The sequence below is a fragment of the Dellaglioa sp. CoH-55-MRSF-7 genome (assembly GCF_056782235.1).
This window is the reverse complement of sequence record NZ_JBXAYI010000003.1, coordinates 230159-244309: the sequence shown is the minus strand read 5'-3', so window position 1 is coordinate 244309 and position 14151 is coordinate 230159. Positions and strand designations below refer to the sequence as shown.

General features: G+C 34.8%; 14 protein-coding genes and 1 tRNA gene. 1 reads left to right on the top strand and 14 read right to left on the bottom strand.

The window, feature by feature from the left end:
• Window positions 1–50: 50 nt before the first annotated feature.
• A complete protein-coding gene (rpoN, locus tag AC1RPU_RS04905) occupies window positions 51–1388 on the bottom strand; it encodes an RNA polymerase factor sigma-54 (protein ID WP_481761448.1) in 1338 nt (445 codons plus the stop codon).
• A 67-nt stretch (window positions 1389–1455) separates the two neighbouring features.
• Here rpoN and AC1RPU_RS04900 point away from each other — a divergent pair.
• A tRNA-Arg gene (locus AC1RPU_RS04900) sits at window positions 1456–1527 on the top strand.
• A 293-nt stretch (window positions 1528–1820) separates the two neighbouring features.
• On the opposite strand, the gene AC1RPU_RS04895 is transcribed toward AC1RPU_RS04900, so the two are convergent.
• The 13 genes from AC1RPU_RS04895 to AC1RPU_RS04835 all read right to left on the bottom strand — a co-directional run bounded on the left by AC1RPU_RS04895 (window position 1821) and on the right by AC1RPU_RS04835 (window position 14129).
• Window positions 1821–2159 carry a hypothetical protein gene (locus AC1RPU_RS04895; RefSeq protein WP_481761449.1) on the bottom strand — a complete coding sequence of 113 codons (339 nt, stop codon included), beginning with the start codon at window positions 2157–2159 and terminating at the stop codon, window positions 1821–1823.
• A gap of 515 nt (window positions 2160–2674) precedes the next feature.
• Complete coding sequence (locus AC1RPU_RS04890; protein WP_481761450.1) at window positions 2675–2980, bottom strand: hypothetical protein; 306 nt, start codon at window positions 2978–2980, stop codon at window positions 2675–2677.
• A gap of 314 nt (window positions 2981–3294) precedes the next feature.
• On the bottom strand, window positions 3295–3666 hold the full coding sequence (locus AC1RPU_RS04885) for an LPXTG cell wall anchor domain-containing protein (protein WP_481761451.1): 372 nt from the start codon (window positions 3664–3666) through the stop codon (window positions 3295–3297).
• A gap of 22 nt (window positions 3667–3688) precedes the next feature.
• Window positions 3689–4780, bottom strand: coding sequence for a WxLIP family cell surface protein (locus tag AC1RPU_RS04880; RefSeq protein ID WP_481761452.1), 1092 nt, complete (start codon window positions 4778–4780; stop codon window positions 3689–3691).
• A gap of 31 nt (window positions 4781–4811) precedes the next feature.
• A complete protein-coding gene (locus tag AC1RPU_RS04875) occupies window positions 4812–5579 on the bottom strand; it encodes a WxL domain-containing protein (RefSeq protein ID WP_481761453.1) in 768 nt (255 codons plus the stop codon).
• 26 nt (window positions 5580–5605) lie between these two features.
• Window positions 5606–6193 carry a WxL domain-containing protein gene (locus AC1RPU_RS04870; protein ID WP_481761455.1) on the bottom strand — a complete coding sequence of 196 codons (588 nt, stop codon included), beginning with the start codon at window positions 6191–6193 and terminating at the stop codon, window positions 5606–5608.
• Between the two features lie 30 nt (window positions 6194–6223).
• Window positions 6224–6964, bottom strand: a complete 741-nt coding sequence (locus AC1RPU_RS04865) for a WxL domain-containing protein (RefSeq protein WP_481761456.1) — start codon at window positions 6962–6964, stop codon at window positions 6224–6226.
• A gap of 66 nt (window positions 6965–7030) precedes the next feature.
• Entirely contained in the window at window positions 7031–7780 is a 750-nt protein-coding gene (locus AC1RPU_RS04860; protein ID WP_481761457.1) for a WxL domain-containing protein, read from the bottom strand.
• Window positions 7781–7838: 58 nt separating this feature from the next.
• Window positions 7839–8600 carry a WxL domain-containing protein gene (locus tag AC1RPU_RS04855; protein ID WP_481761458.1) on the bottom strand — a complete coding sequence of 254 codons (762 nt, stop codon included), beginning with the start codon at window positions 8598–8600 and terminating at the stop codon, window positions 7839–7841.
• Between the two features lie 25 nt (window positions 8601–8625).
• Window positions 8626–9342 carry a WxL domain-containing protein gene (locus AC1RPU_RS04850; RefSeq protein WP_481761459.1) on the bottom strand — a complete coding sequence of 239 codons (717 nt, stop codon included), beginning with the start codon at window positions 9340–9342 and terminating at the stop codon, window positions 8626–8628.
• A gap of 86 nt (window positions 9343–9428) precedes the next feature.
• On the bottom strand, window positions 9429–11993 hold the full coding sequence (locus AC1RPU_RS04845) for a hypothetical protein (RefSeq protein ID WP_481761460.1): 2565 nt from the start codon (window positions 11991–11993) through the stop codon (window positions 9429–9431).
• 327 nt (window positions 11994–12320) lie between these two features.
• Window positions 12321–13529 carry an Ig-like domain-containing protein gene (locus AC1RPU_RS04840; RefSeq protein WP_481761461.1) on the bottom strand — a complete coding sequence of 403 codons (1209 nt, stop codon included), beginning with the start codon at window positions 13527–13529 and terminating at the stop codon, window positions 12321–12323.
• A gap of 273 nt (window positions 13530–13802) precedes the next feature.
• On the bottom strand, window positions 13803–14129 hold the full coding sequence (locus AC1RPU_RS04835) for an LPXTG cell wall anchor domain-containing protein (protein WP_481761462.1): 327 nt from the start codon (window positions 14127–14129) through the stop codon (window positions 13803–13805).
• Window positions 14130–14151: the final 22 nt, after the last annotated feature.

The window sequence follows — 14151 nt, the reverse complement described above, 5'->3', positions numbered from 1 at the left end:
GCCATGTCAGCAATTGACGTTTGATATATGAGATAAGGTCATAATTGTTCCTAATCCTTGTAGCGTTTTCTTGCTGATGACGATGGAATGTTCAGGTTTTCACGATATTTTGCAACTGTTCGTCTCGAAATATCGATGTTTTGTTTCATTAATTGTAAAACTATTTTTTGATCAGAGAAAGGTTTCGTTTTATCTTCAGATTCAATCAAAGTCTGCATAGTTGTCATAATCGTTTTTGAAGATAGCTCTTCAGCATTCTTTTTGTTCTTATTTGCGATTTGTCCAAAGAATGATTTTATTTCATAAACACCAGATTCTGTTTCAATGTACTTATCATTAACGGTTCGACTAATTGTTGATTCGTGAACACCTAAAGCGGCTGCAACTTCCCGTAAAAGTAATGGCTTAATTGGTTTGGTTTTATCAGTGAAGAAGTCAGCCTGATATTTCAAAATATATTGTCCTACTTTTAAAATGGTATCGCCTCGTTGTTTCAAGCCATGAACTAGCCATTCATATTCCCGTTTCTTTTCAGTTAAATATTTGATTACTTCAGGATCTTGGTCTTTTGACATATCATCAAAATATTTTTGTTGAAAAACAACTTCAGGCTGTGCACCGCGAACTTTGAATAATGTTAATTCATTATTACTTTTTTTCAAAACTAAATCTGGATAGATTTTACCAATTCTAGTTGTCCCAAATCCTGCACCTGGATTAGGTGATAATGTGCGAACAAAATCTGATATTTCTTGAATTTCTGAAAGATTAACACGATATTTTTTTGCTATGTCCGACCATTTACGATCGACAAAGTTATCAAAATCATCTTTTATGACTGTATATGCCAATTCAGGCGCTAAATCGTCAGAATCAATCTGTAACATTAAACTTTCTTGTAAATTACGTGCACCAACACCGGGCGGATCTAAGCGTTGAATCAAGGTTAACGCATCTAATAACATAATGGGTGGTATTCCTGATTCTTCTGCTAAATCATCCAAATTAGCATTAAAATAGCCCGTCTGTTCAATATAATCTACTAAGTAAAGAACAACCTTTCTAAGCGGTGTTTGACGCATCGTTAGATAAATTTGTTCCAATAAATAATCCAATAAAGATTGTGATTCATCATCACTGACTGAATTCATATAATCAGTATCACCATTTGTTGTTAGATTAACTTTATAACGAGACTCCCCTGCTTGGATTCTCTGATTGTCGTCAACAGCTTCAATCAAAGGGTTTTCCATCATTTTTTCAGTGACAAATTCTTGTAAATCTTCTATATTATATTGCAACATTTTAATTGATTGTTGGAGCTCTGGTGTCATTGCCAGTTTTTGAATTTGCGTTTGTTGTTGCTTAAATTTCTGTTCAATAGCCATTATTTCTCAACCTCCGCTTTCGTTACTTGTTTTTTTTACGTAATTCAGCTAAACTATTAACTATACTGCGCCGTTGGTGTAATGGATAGCACGTAAGATTCCGGTTCTTGAGCTGAGGGTTCGACTCCCTCATGGCGCATCGTTAAAATTAAAATATTTTCTTTTGAAAAACCTTATATGTTGATATAAGGTTTTTTGTTTTCGCTTACATTAATTATATATCATGTTTCTTAAGATAGCCATGGCGTTCTTACCACACTACAAAATATAATAAGCAACATAGTAGAAAAAAATTAGTTCAATCAATAATAAATTAAAATCGTTAATATAGTTGGATTGTAATCGTTACCATTACGTTTCATAAAAAATAAATCCTACCTCAATTAAGAGATAGGATTTTCTGTTTAGCTCTTTTTACCGTAATCACCCATTTTAATACGAAGTCATTTTTGGGAATTTAATCATAAAGAAGATAGAAATAATTGACCCAATGTAACAAGCCCAAACTAACGGGTCTGTATAAACCAAATTTGATAGAGTTACATTTAAAATCACATTAAAAATTGATAGTATTATAATACCACGATATTTACATAATTTATTCTGTAATAAAATCATAATTATCTCAATGTTCCCTACTAATAACATGAATACATCTTCACTATAGAATTTACCTGAAAGAGCATGAACAATCATTATAATTGCAAGAATCATTAATATTATATTTAAACTGATTGCTATTATTTTTGAATTGATTACTTTTCTAATCATTTAGTTTCTCCTGATTTATAGTATTTACATATAAAGAACAGTGAAATCAAAATAGCTACCAGGAAGGATTCTAATGTAGGAAGATAACAATCATTATTAATCTCAATGATCAACATAATTGCGTTTAATACAATATTAAACATTGAAAGGATTACTATTATTATTTTATCGAAATAATTAAATTGGACAATCAGCATAAAAAATTGTAAAAGAACGATTATACTTGATACTGAAAGGAATAGATCTATATGTTGACTTCCCATTCCGCCTAATGAAAATGCAGTATCAAGAAATAAACTAAAAGTTTCTATAATAAATATAATATTAAAAAATGAATGTAATACTTTGGAATTTTTTAAAAGTTTCAACATTTTTAGCTCCTTAATATGATGTTATTTTATGAATATAAATAGGGTTAAATGAACCCGCAGCATAATATGGCTATTCCTTTATTTTATATACCTCAACATATTTACCTTTTCCCGAATGTTGATGAAAAATTTGATTTTCCTACTCTAAAAGAAATTTCTAAAACTTAAATAAATTACTATAATAACATCTAGAAATACCCAATACATTAATAATAAGTATTTAAATTTAGGTACTAAGTACTTATTATGCCTTTTAATCATTACATCTAATAAATACGTAATAGTATATATAATACCCATTCCAAATAATAATAAAACACCTAAAACAAGTAACCCATCACCATTATTTAAGCCAATACCATTTCTATGGATATATCCATCTATGATAAATATAAAGGGTATTATTTGTATCCCGATAGTCGCTAATATTTCTATATATATTTTTCCCATACTATCCCCTTTTAATATTTTGTGAATATACTGTGGGATAAAACTACCCTTAAATGCTATTACTTTAATCTATTTTTTCATTAACAACATTTTTATGCTATCATAATTTCAACATTACTTCAAAGTGATTTAACCATAACGTTAATCTAATTTAATATTTAAGCAAAAACCCAACCTCTTAAATTAAGGGCTCTGTAATATATTTATCAACAACAGTTGTAATAGAACCTTTAATAAATATCGCAATAAAAAAAGAGTTTTTCCTCGTATTTTTACGAGGAAAAACTCTTTTTAGTTAAACTATTAAATTTTAATTATTTTGCATAATTTCTTTTAAACCAGCCAACTAATCCCATAGCTAGCAACAGAACAAGGCCCATCATTGATAGTCCTGATTCTTTCATTTCACTAGTCTGAGGTAAACTGGTTTGACCTTTTGCTGCATTTTTTAAGACAGGTGTTTTCCCATCCGGTGTTACCTGTGAAGTTGTTGGCGTCGTGGGGGACGTTGTTGTTGGTCTTGTTGTCGGTGTGGTTGGTTTCGTTTTCTCTGGCATTTTACCAACGAATTCGATTCCAACCTCACTAGTATAACTAGCCGCTTCTGCAGTATTACCGAATGCACCTAAACTAAAAGATAACCCCAAAAGACTAATTATTAAAACACTCATTAGTTTTTTTCTCATAACCATACCTCGTCTATTTTGACTACTTATCTTCTTTTTTATCAGTTTGTAATTCTTCTAGAATTTGTCGTTTTGCTTCTGCGACAGCTTCTTCTTTATCTTTTTTGTTACGACGACGAACTAAGAACCAGATGAGCAACAATAGAAGTAATAGCAAGAAGATTCCTGCAAGGATATACCACATTGTGTAATCTTTTTCTAAGTCAACCGCTTTTTCGTTCAATTTATCTGCCGTTGCGCCATCAATTGTGAAATATTCTGTCCATTTCCACTTATGTACCCCAGAAGTCGCCGTCATTTCTAAACGGTACTTACCAGGCTTAAAGGGTTGGTTATCCCAGAAAATGCCATAATTAAAGTTTGTATTTGGAGCCATTGTCATATTCGAAGTGGTTGAAGCATGTAGTGCTTTATCACCATTTCTTGAATAGACTTTTCCATCAACTTTCAGGTTACGGATTGGTGTTGTTGTTGGATCTTGTAAGTTTACCTTCAATGTATTACGGAAATTAACTGATCCGGGCTCAATCTTAAGTAATTTCATATCAGGCTTAACAACATCGTCAGTTTCAGTTAACGTTGTCCCAATAACAAAGGCATAACGGTTTTTAATTTGAACGTTACTCTTTGATTTTTTTTCACTATCTTTGTTAATTTTTTCATAGAAGTACAAGCCACCGTCAATTTCGCCATTGAATTTCTTAGCGGGCATTGTGATATGGAATGTATGCTCAATGCTTTTCTTAGCCGGTACTGTCACTTCTTTATCTGACTTAATGATTGAAGATAGAGGGTTTACCATTGTTTTATCAAGTTTTGGTTTCACGTGACTGTATTCAACCACTCCGTTATCATTTGTAATCGCTGTATTTGCTTCAGCCATTACAGTAACATCTTTGTTAGTCGAATTTTTTAATGTGACAGTAATGTCTTGCTTTTGGTTCGGTTTCATTTTTAAATTAAAATACGTTTGGCGCTTATCAATTTGGTTGTTTGGAATATTTGCAGTAACAGCAAAGTTCATTTCAGCAGCATTCGCTTTTTGAACTTGTCCACTAAATATAACTAATCCTGCCACAAACGCCATAATGATTCCAAAAAATTTTTTATTCAATGTAAAAATCCTCTTTCTTCTCAAATTAACTTTATGGAGCCGCCGTCAATGTCCAGTTTAATGTCGACGTATATGTTTCACCAGCTACTTTTTCAGCCGGGCCAGGCACATCCAATCTCGCTGATTTATTACCTGTTGTTGCATCACCCATTGCTATTGTCCAGGTCCCTGTGGGATTAGTATTGGCAGTTGGATCTACTACTTGATATGATGCACCGTCACCTTTTAATAATATACTATCGGTAAATAAACCGGCATCAGGATCTCCGTTATCTGTTTTCGATGCTACATTTTTTATTGTAAGCACAGTACCCTTAAGTTCATTAGCACCACTTTTAAATGATGTGTTACTAACCGTCAACGACCAGTTTCCTGTCGTATTATTTGTAACCTGAACGTAATTAGGTACATCCCTATAATCTGCATCCGTGAGCTTATCTATAACCCACTCACCTGTAGCTTCATCACGATGTCCTGTTAAATCAGCTACTTTATCAAAAGCAGCATAATAAGATTTTTTATTTCCTGAAATTTTCTGAGTACCAAAATGTAAATCAGAAATATAATCTATCCTCAGGTCACCAGTAGTTGGCGTAACTGGATTAATTGGTTGTACTGGTTTTGTCGGATCTAATGGATCAACTGGACCAGACTTTGCAAGTAATGTTAAGTTAGCCGCTGTGGTTGCAGTTTTTCCATCAGGCGCTACTGCTGCATCAGCCACTGAATTTCCCATTATTGAAATTGCAAGGAGGGGGACAATGGCTACTACTAGTCGTAAGTTTTTTTTCAAGCTCATTGTTTTAACCTATCCCTTTCTGCATCCTATAATGGTGCGTCGTTTAACGTCCATGTAATTACTGATGTATATTTTTCTTTTAATTTAGTTGATGCACCAGGTACGTCTAAGGTTGCCTTAGTAACAGGTAACGTGTTAGTACCCATACCCATGTCTTTAGCTGCATCTACTACTGCAACACTTTGACTAGATCCGTCTAAAACCATATCCGCTGTTGGTTGGGTAGCATTATAACTTGCCCCATTATTATTAGAAACAGTTCCAGGCGTCAATGTTAACTTAGCCCCAGCTAATTCTTTTGAGCCGGTAAACTGTGTGTTGGCAACTGTTAATTTCCAACCTTCATTTGAACCACGGTTGTCATCAACAACGATAGAATCTGTAATAGTAGCTGCATCATATTTTGCATCTGATCCACTAATTTTTTGATCTCCAAAATCAACACTTGGTGCCTTTGTCAATTTAATTTCTCCAGCTCCAGTAGCAGGATCAGCTACAAAGTTGACATCACCTGATGAAGGTAATGTTACATCAGCAGCATGTACTGCTGGTGCTACTGTTGAAAACAAAGTAACGGTTAAAAGTGCTGCTGTTGCAATTGCTGTTTTCTTCATAATTTATTTCCCCTTTTGTTAACCCAATTTTTATAAGTTTGCGTCTGTTAATGTCCATGTTAAATCTGTTGTATATATTGTTCCAAGATTTTTAGCTGTTTTACCAGGTACTGTTAATGAAACGGCTTTAGCTTTAGCATCTTTACCAAATGAATCAGTCCATGTTCCCATTCCTTGACCGTCTGTAGCAGTAACAACCTTAACATCGCTACCAACTGTAGGAGCAACGACACTATTATTATCTTTATCACCAATTATTGATGGTGTTGTTGTCGCATCCATATTTGTTGAATTAAATGTTTGATCTTTCATACTCAATTGAGCACCAGTTAATTCTTTTGTACCGTCAGTAAATGCGCCTTCTTGCTTAACATTAACTGTCCAACCAGCATTTGATCCACGGTTATCTGTTACTTGTAAGTAGTTAGCTACTTCTTTTGCTGTTCCTTTAGAATCTGTTATTTCAACAGGAGCTGCGTAGTAAGTTGTATCACTACCAGAAACTTTATTTTTTGAACCAAAATCAAAGTTTGAAACATAATCTAATGATAATGGACCATTTGTTCCTGGGTTAATTGGAGGGTCTGTTGGGTCAACTGGATCTGTTGGATCTGTTGGATCAACTGGACCTGTTGGATCTGTATTATCTGTAAAACCAACGCTACCTTTTGTTGGAAGTGATCCTACTGTTGCTGCATTTACAGCTGGTGCTGCAATTAAACCTAATGTTGTTAATACGATTGCGCTTGTTACGATTTTAGTTGTTTTCATTTTAATTTCCCCTTTTTTTAATTCCCTATTTTTTTGTAGCCTATTAGAAAGTGATATGACTTAATTTTATAAACCAGCGTCTGTTAATGTCCATGTTAAATCTGTTGTATATGATGAACCGACCGTTTTAGCTGAATTACCAGGTACTTTCAATGAGACAGCTTTACTTGCTGTATCTTTTGTAGCATCAGCATCGTAGACACCAAATGAATCTGTCCAAGTCCCCATACCTTGATCCTTACCAGCATCTAAGACAGCAACGTCAGCACCAATTGATGTTGTAATTGTAGCTTTAGCTATAGCTGGATCTGTTGTTCCGCCAATATTTTTAGAATTTAAAGTTTGTGTTCCCATACTTAGCTGTGCGCCATCTAAATCAGTCTTACTATCGTTAAATTGTTTTACTTGTTTAACTGACAATTTCCAGCCTTTATTTGATCCACGTTTATCTGTTACTTGTAGGTAGTTAGCTCTTGTAACTTCTTTACCATCTTTATCAGCTAATTTAACAGGTGCAGCGTAGTAAGTTGTATCGTCTCCAGAAACCTTATTTTTTGAACCAAAATCAAAGTTAGAAACGTAATCAATTGATAATGGGCCAGGTGTTCCTGGTTGAGGATTATCTGGGTCTGTTGGATCCGTTGGGCCTACTGGGCCTGTTGGATCCGTTGGATCAACGGGTGTTGTTGGATCTGTATTTTCCATAAATCCAACCTTACCTGTTGATGTATAATCTGCAGCATGTACTGCAGGTGCTGCAGCTAAACCTAATGTTGATAAAATAATTGCGCTTGTAACGATTTTAGTTGTTTTCATAATTTATTTCCCCTTTTAATTAATAACCATTTTTATTTTTTATTGACTAATTTAGATTTTATAAGTTAGCGTCTGTAAGTGTCCATGTAATATCTGATGTGTATTTTTCTGCAACTTTTTTACTATCACCAGGGATAGCTAATTTAACAGAAGCTTTGGCTTTAGCAGCATCTGTTGTTGCGTTACCAAAGGATTCAGACCATGTACCAGAACCTGCGCCATCTTTTGCTTGCATAACAACTTTGTCCCCTGATGTAGCTGAAATGTCAACGCTATTTGTTAATGTTGGTTTTGGTTTTGATGCGTTATTATCAGCATTAGTTGCTTCAGGATTAGATAACGTAATTGTTGTCCCATCTAATTCTGATTTTGTTGTTTCACTTGTAAATGCTTTTGCTTGTTGAACAGTAAGTTTCCAACCTGCTACTGTTCCACGGTTATCTGAAACTTGTAGGAAGTTTGCAAGATCTTTATCAGCTCCGGATGCATCTTTAACTGTCACTAATTGAGAGTCATATGTTTCGTTGTTACCTGACATCTTTTGAGCACCAAAGTTAAAGTTAGAAACATAATCGATTGATAATGGGCCACCAGTACCTGGATCTGTTGGGTTTGTAGGATCTGTTGGATCAATAGTATGTCCAGGATCTGTTGGATCCGTAATACCAGGATCTGTTGTACCATCATTTTTAGTCAATTCAATTTTACCGTGTGATGTATATGTTTGTGTTTCAGATGCATGAGCAGTTGTCATAATGGCACCTGTCACACCTACGCCTAATAATGTACTTAATAATAATTTACTTGAATTTTTCATCATTTATTTCCCCTTTATATAACCTTTTTTATAAGTTAGCATCTGTCAAAGTCCATGTTAATTCAGACTTATAAGCCCCTGCTACTTTGTTTGATTCAGCTGGAACAAGTAATGACACACTTTGTTTGGCAGCTGTATTATCTTTACCAAAACGGTCTGTCCATGTTCCCATACCTTTGTCGACCTTGGCTGTCATCACAGTAACTGCTTTGCCATCTGGATTGATGGCTGCTTGACTAGCTGTCGGCTGACTCATATTACTACTTCCGTTAGTTGTTCCATTCATTAACGTAATAATCGTTCCATCTAATTTATTTTTACCATTCATAAATGGATTGGTCTGTGCAACAGTTAGTTTCCAGCCTGCGTTTGAACCACGATTATCCGTTACTTGAACATAGTTTGGATATTCCCCAACCTTACCGTTTTTATCAACTAACTGGTCAAGTTGTGCATAATAAACACTGTCTTTACCAGAAATTTGTTGTTGACTAAATTGTAAGTTCGAAACGTAATCAATTGATAATGGTCCATCTGTTCCAGGATTAACTGGTTTAACCGGTTTTAACGGATCAGTTGGATTTGTTGGATCAACTGGCGGTGTACCGTCAGTATTTTTCACGAATTCAATAGTTGCATGCGACTGATAATTCACTGTTTCGCTTGCCAAAGCTTGCGTTACGGTAAAACCAGCCGGTACCATACTACCTAAAAGAACTCCCAAAATTAACTTTCTTTTTATCATCGTATCTACTCCCCTCGTCAGATTTTGATGTTTTTATAATATTAGCAAAATGCTAATGATTAACGTTAATTAAGCAAGGATTAGGATTAAGGCGCATCCGTTAGTGTCCATGTTATTTCCCCTGCATACTTACCTGCTTTAAGTGACATGTTGCTTCCATTAAGTTCAGCAACAACACCTTTATCGGCTGCCCAAGTGACATCTTTAGTTTCTTCTGTCTGACCTGAACCAACCTCTGTACTACCAGTATCTAAATCTTGTGCAGTTCCAGTTGCATCTATATATTTCAAAACACCTTTCAATGTGTTAGATCCATCTGTTAAAGGTTTTGAAACGCTAGCCTTCAATGTCCAAGCTGTTTTGCCTAGATTAGAAATTGATACAGTATTTTCAGCAGTACGTTGAAGATTGAAATTTTCTCCACTGTAAGGCAACATTACCCCATCTTTTGAACCAAAAGTCATTTCATCAGAGGCTGCAGTAATTGCTAAACCACCACCTGCAACTGTGATCTTAATCGTTTTTTCAACACCCTGAGCATTTACAATAACTGCTTCATAGTCACCAGCACTAGAAGTTGGTGTAAGTGTCGTTGATTTAACTGTAACTTTAGAATCAGCACCAGTTGATAGTATCCAACCTTTAGCCGAACTCTCTGTTAATATGAACTCATTTAATTTAGTCTCTGTTAATCCCGAGATAGATTTACTGTCCGTACTAAAATCCTTAGCGTAAACTACAGAATCACCATCAACGACGGTATCACCATCTATTACATTGACAGGAACGGCAACTTTAGCAGTTTCATTAGGTGTCACATCCGTATCCGTCAAAATCATATCTTGTATATAGAAACCAACTTTTGTGTTATCAAGTGGTTTATTTGATGGATTTGTAGGATCAATTTCTAATGTATGTTTATTAGTATTCATAATTGTTAAATCTTTGATTAATTTTGTTTCATCTATTGTAACGGTTCCGCCAACATCAATTTTTTGTGGAATAGCAGTTGCACCCAACTTGAATAAGTTGACAGTTACGGTAACTGGTTTTAATTGTTCGGTACCTCCAGCATCAATCGCAGTTACTATAACTTTATTTGCACCTACTTTTAATTTTGTAGGGTCAATCTTTGCAGAATAATCGACACCATCTTTTGTTGTTTCATAAGTATTCTCTGCTGGCGATGATATTGACCCATCTGGATACTTAATTTGAATGTATCCCTTTGTACTATCTTCATCTGAAACTTTACCTACAATTTTAAATGAATCTGTTTGATCCGCATAAGCATTAATTGTTGATGGTGTTACAGTTGCAACAGGTGGAATACTTGGTGTCGTTTCTTTATAAGTTAAGTAAGAACCTGTCGTTAATGTTTCTCCTGGGGCTAACGTTTTAGGATTAGCTTTTATTACAAAAGCACTATCTCCCTTAAACGGAGTATCTGGCTGACTAATGTCGTTGATAGCTATAATTTTATCAAGCACTGATGTCTCCATTCCAGTTCCTACAGCTCCACCTTTGAAATAACTACTTATATTTGATATATCTAATATACCAGTACCGGTAGCTTTCCCAGCTGAATAATTAGTCCAACCACCCAAGCTAGTATTATTACCGGGATCCTTCAATCTGTAATTCAAGGTATGTTTATCACTTACCATTTTAAATCCATTGTTAGGTCCCAAACTTTTTACAGGGACGTCATCCTTATCAACCAAAGTATCGACCCCCTGAGCTGCACCAATAGCTCGAGTTGCAGTATCATTATTTGTGATACTGAAATAACTATATATACCACCTGCTGCATCATACATTTCTTCAAATGTATAGCTCACCTTATATGTTACATCGTACATTGTAGCTTTGAATCCAGTACCATCATTATTTTTATAAAGATGGTAATCTGTAATTGGTCCAAGTTTTACAGCACTTTCAATTGTATTAGGCGTCGTGTTACTTTCTGCTGCATACCCATATCCACGATCTTTTGGAATAGCATTATTAATGATAATTCCATAAGACTTTCTTGGATTAGGATTTCTTCCACTGGCACCAACCTTCGTAAATGCCCAACTAGATGCATTACCCTGTTCACTGTAAGAATCGTTATTTGTCAGCGCACTTGGTTGGAAATTAAATGCTGCATTACCAAAATATAAAACAGGAGTCGCTGTATCATCTGCTTTTCCCGCGTTGTTTGTTGGAACACCATTTACTAACTTCCCGCCTCCTGTAAGTGACACATACTCATTTTTAGAATTTGATGCCACATCGGTAGTACTCCACTGAGTATTAATGGCCCCTTGTGATGGACCAACATAACCAGCAGCTGGTACTGCTGTCTCACTTTTTTTAGTCGTTGCTACTTTTTTTGTTGGTGCTTTCGTTACTTCTTCTTTAGTTGCTACTTCGCTTGTTATTTCTTCTTTTGTTGCTTTTATCGATGTACTTTTTTCGGTTGTTTTTTCAGAAGATGCTGTTTGAGGTTTAACGGTTTCATCTAGCTCTTTAGCTTGGACAGAAGTTCCTGGGCCCTCATTGTTAACCACGTTAACAATGCTACCTGTCATCACTCCTGCTAAGATAATTCCCGTCATTAACGTTGCTGAGATTCGTTCTTTTTTATTACTGTTATGCCCTTTCATTGTTTAGTCCTCCCCCTATAGTTGCTGCCTATTTATACCTAACATTACTATATTTAACTCATTAGTCTAGCTGATTAGTTGTGACCCCCTAGTCCCTCCTAATAGATTTATTCGTTAACTTAGCTGTAACCTAATCGCAAACTTATTATCTGGTTACTGCGACATAGCCAGTTTACCTATAATCTATTTAAATGTAAACATATTTTTTTAATTAAAAAATATTTATCTAATTTATGAAGTAACCGCTTTATCGATTTTGTTTTAATACAAAAGTAATTCATCAAAAAAAATGATGAATTACTTTTGCCAATTTACAGTTTATTTTGGTTACCCTTCACGAACTGGAACTACCGTTGCAAGACTTATTTCTGTCCCATTTGTTTCAGTTATATAAAGAAGTGTATAGGCTCCTTGTTCTGGAATTTGTACAGAGAAACTAAGATCTGACTGTACGACTGTTCTAGCAATTTCATTACCGCTTGCATCAGCAATAATAATTGTATTTCCAGCTGTTTCTCCAGTACCTGTTAAATATTTATCACTTTGATAATAAGAATCAACAGTTGGTTTAGCAATCGTAACATCTTTATGCTTAACTACCGTAGTTTTCACATCACTCCAACCAACACCTGTATTCTGACGAACACTAACTGTTGTATCTTCATGTTGTTTAGGAATAGTAACTTCGTAAAGTCCATTTTCATCAACGATACCTGTCCCTATAACTTTATCGCCAACTTTAACTTCAATTTTAGCACCTGGAACACCACGACCTGATACCGTTGTATCTGTATCAAAAATTGTTTCAACGGTTGGAATTTCTTTCAAAAGTGCCCAACCCGGGTCTAGGTGATATGTTGGCAACGTGTCAGAAGCATTATATGAACCCAACACGTCCCAATCAATTGGCGCACCATTTTTTACTAAACCACTATTAAATATATAACTTGAGTTATTTTCTGCGTCCGCTACTCTGATACCTGTATCTGTTACCATTTGCCCAATATCAAGAGATAAATGAACTTTGAAGTCGGCAAATGCAATCCAAGAATGAGATGGATTTTTGATTCGTAATGTTTTACCATTATCCTCAACTCGGATATCATTTTTATTATACGTATATTTACTTCCGTTATTAAATTGGAAATTTCCTGTTATATAATTATTGAACGAATCATGGTTAAAAAGTGGAACTAACTCTGAAGGAACTGACAAGACATAGTCTGTCGATTCATTAATTCCTGCCGAAATAATCGACTTTCCTTCATAATCAAAATCTAATGTACCTGTTGTCACTGTATTATTACCTTGTAAGTGTAGACCACTTGCACCCGTTCCAGATACTTTCATTGAGCCTCTTGTAATAACACCTAATTCTTTCGTACCTACTTTAGCTGTCGCCACCTGCTTTTCATGGTTACTAGCATCTACGGAATTATTAGCTACCCCTAAAATCATTACTGAATTCAATAATCCAACCACCGCTACCGTTTTAATCACATTCTTCTTTGTCTGACTCATTTCTACTTTGTTCATTTTATTCATCTCCTCTATTTTGGTTTATAAACAATTATTTGATACAGGCCCTCCATAAAAAAATTAGTTAGAGCATTACTAATACCTCCTTATATTTATATTTATTTTTTTATTAATACCTTAAACACAGCTTATCATGTTAACGCTTTCTTTTGCAAATTTAACCACTAGTATATTTTTAATTTTAACTAAATTGGACTTAGATAATAAGCAAAAAAAATAAGCTATCTTCATATAAATACGAAGGTAGCCTACTTTAATTTTAACTATTCTTTATTTTGATTGCTTTGAATCGTTATATTTAACCCATCCAATTAATCCTGCGGTTGATAAAAGAATAAATCCTATCATTGATAATCCTGATCCTTTTATTTCACCGGTTTGAGGTAATCTGTTTTGATTCGATGCAACATTCTTTGAGACAGGTGTTCTCCCGTCTGGATCTGGTGTCACCTGAGAAGTTGTTGGCATTTTACCTACAAATTCAATTCCCATTTCACTTGTATAACTAGCCGCTTCTGCGGTATTACCGAATGCACCTAAACTAAAAGATAACCCCAAAAGACCAATTACTAAAGTACTCGTTATTTTTTTCCCCATAACCATACCTCACCCATTTCGA

Bases quoted from the DNA above. Each gene is read 5' to 3' on its own strand.
- rpoN (WP_481761448.1), bottom strand. From the start codon at position 1,388: ATGGCTATTGAACAGAAATTTAAGCAACAACAAACGCAAATTCAAAAA.
- AC1RPU_RS04895 (WP_481761449.1), bottom strand. From the start codon at position 2,159: ATGATTAGAAAAGTAATCAATTCAAAAATAATAGCAATCAGTTTAAAT.
- AC1RPU_RS04890 (WP_481761450.1), bottom strand. From the start codon at position 2,980: ATGGGAAAAATATATATAGAAATATTAGCGACTATCGGGATACAAATA.
- AC1RPU_RS04885 (WP_481761451.1), bottom strand. From the start codon at position 3,666: ATGAGAAAAAAACTAATGAGTGTTTTAATAATTAGTCTTTTGGGGTTA.
- AC1RPU_RS04875 (WP_481761453.1), bottom strand. From the start codon at position 5,579: ATGAGCTTGAAAAAAAACTTACGACTAGTAGTAGCCATTGTCCCCCTC.
- AC1RPU_RS04870 (WP_481761455.1), bottom strand. From the start codon at position 6,193: ATGAAGAAAACAGCAATTGCAACAGCAGCACTTTTAACCGTTACTTTG.
- AC1RPU_RS04865 (WP_481761456.1), bottom strand. From the start codon at position 6,964: ATGAAAACAACTAAAATCGTAACAAGCGCAATCGTATTAACAACATTA.
- AC1RPU_RS04860 (WP_481761457.1), bottom strand. From the start codon at position 7,780: ATGAAAACAACTAAAATCGTTACAAGCGCAATTATTTTATCAACATTA.
- AC1RPU_RS04855 (WP_481761458.1), bottom strand. From the start codon at position 8,600: ATGATGAAAAATTCAAGTAAATTATTATTAAGTACATTATTAGGCGTA.
- AC1RPU_RS04850 (WP_481761459.1), bottom strand. From the start codon at position 9,342: ATGATAAAAAGAAAGTTAATTTTGGGAGTTCTTTTAGGTAGTATGGTA.
- AC1RPU_RS04845 (WP_481761460.1), bottom strand. From the start codon at position 11,993: ATGAAAGGGCATAACAGTAATAAAAAAGAACGAATCTCAGCAACGTTA.
- AC1RPU_RS04840 (WP_481761461.1), bottom strand. From the start codon at position 13,529: ATGAACAAAGTAGAAATGAGTCAGACAAAGAAGAATGTGATTAAAACG.
- AC1RPU_RS04835 (WP_481761462.1), bottom strand. From the start codon at position 14,129: ATGGGGAAAAAAATAACGAGTACTTTAGTAATTGGTCTTTTGGGGTTA.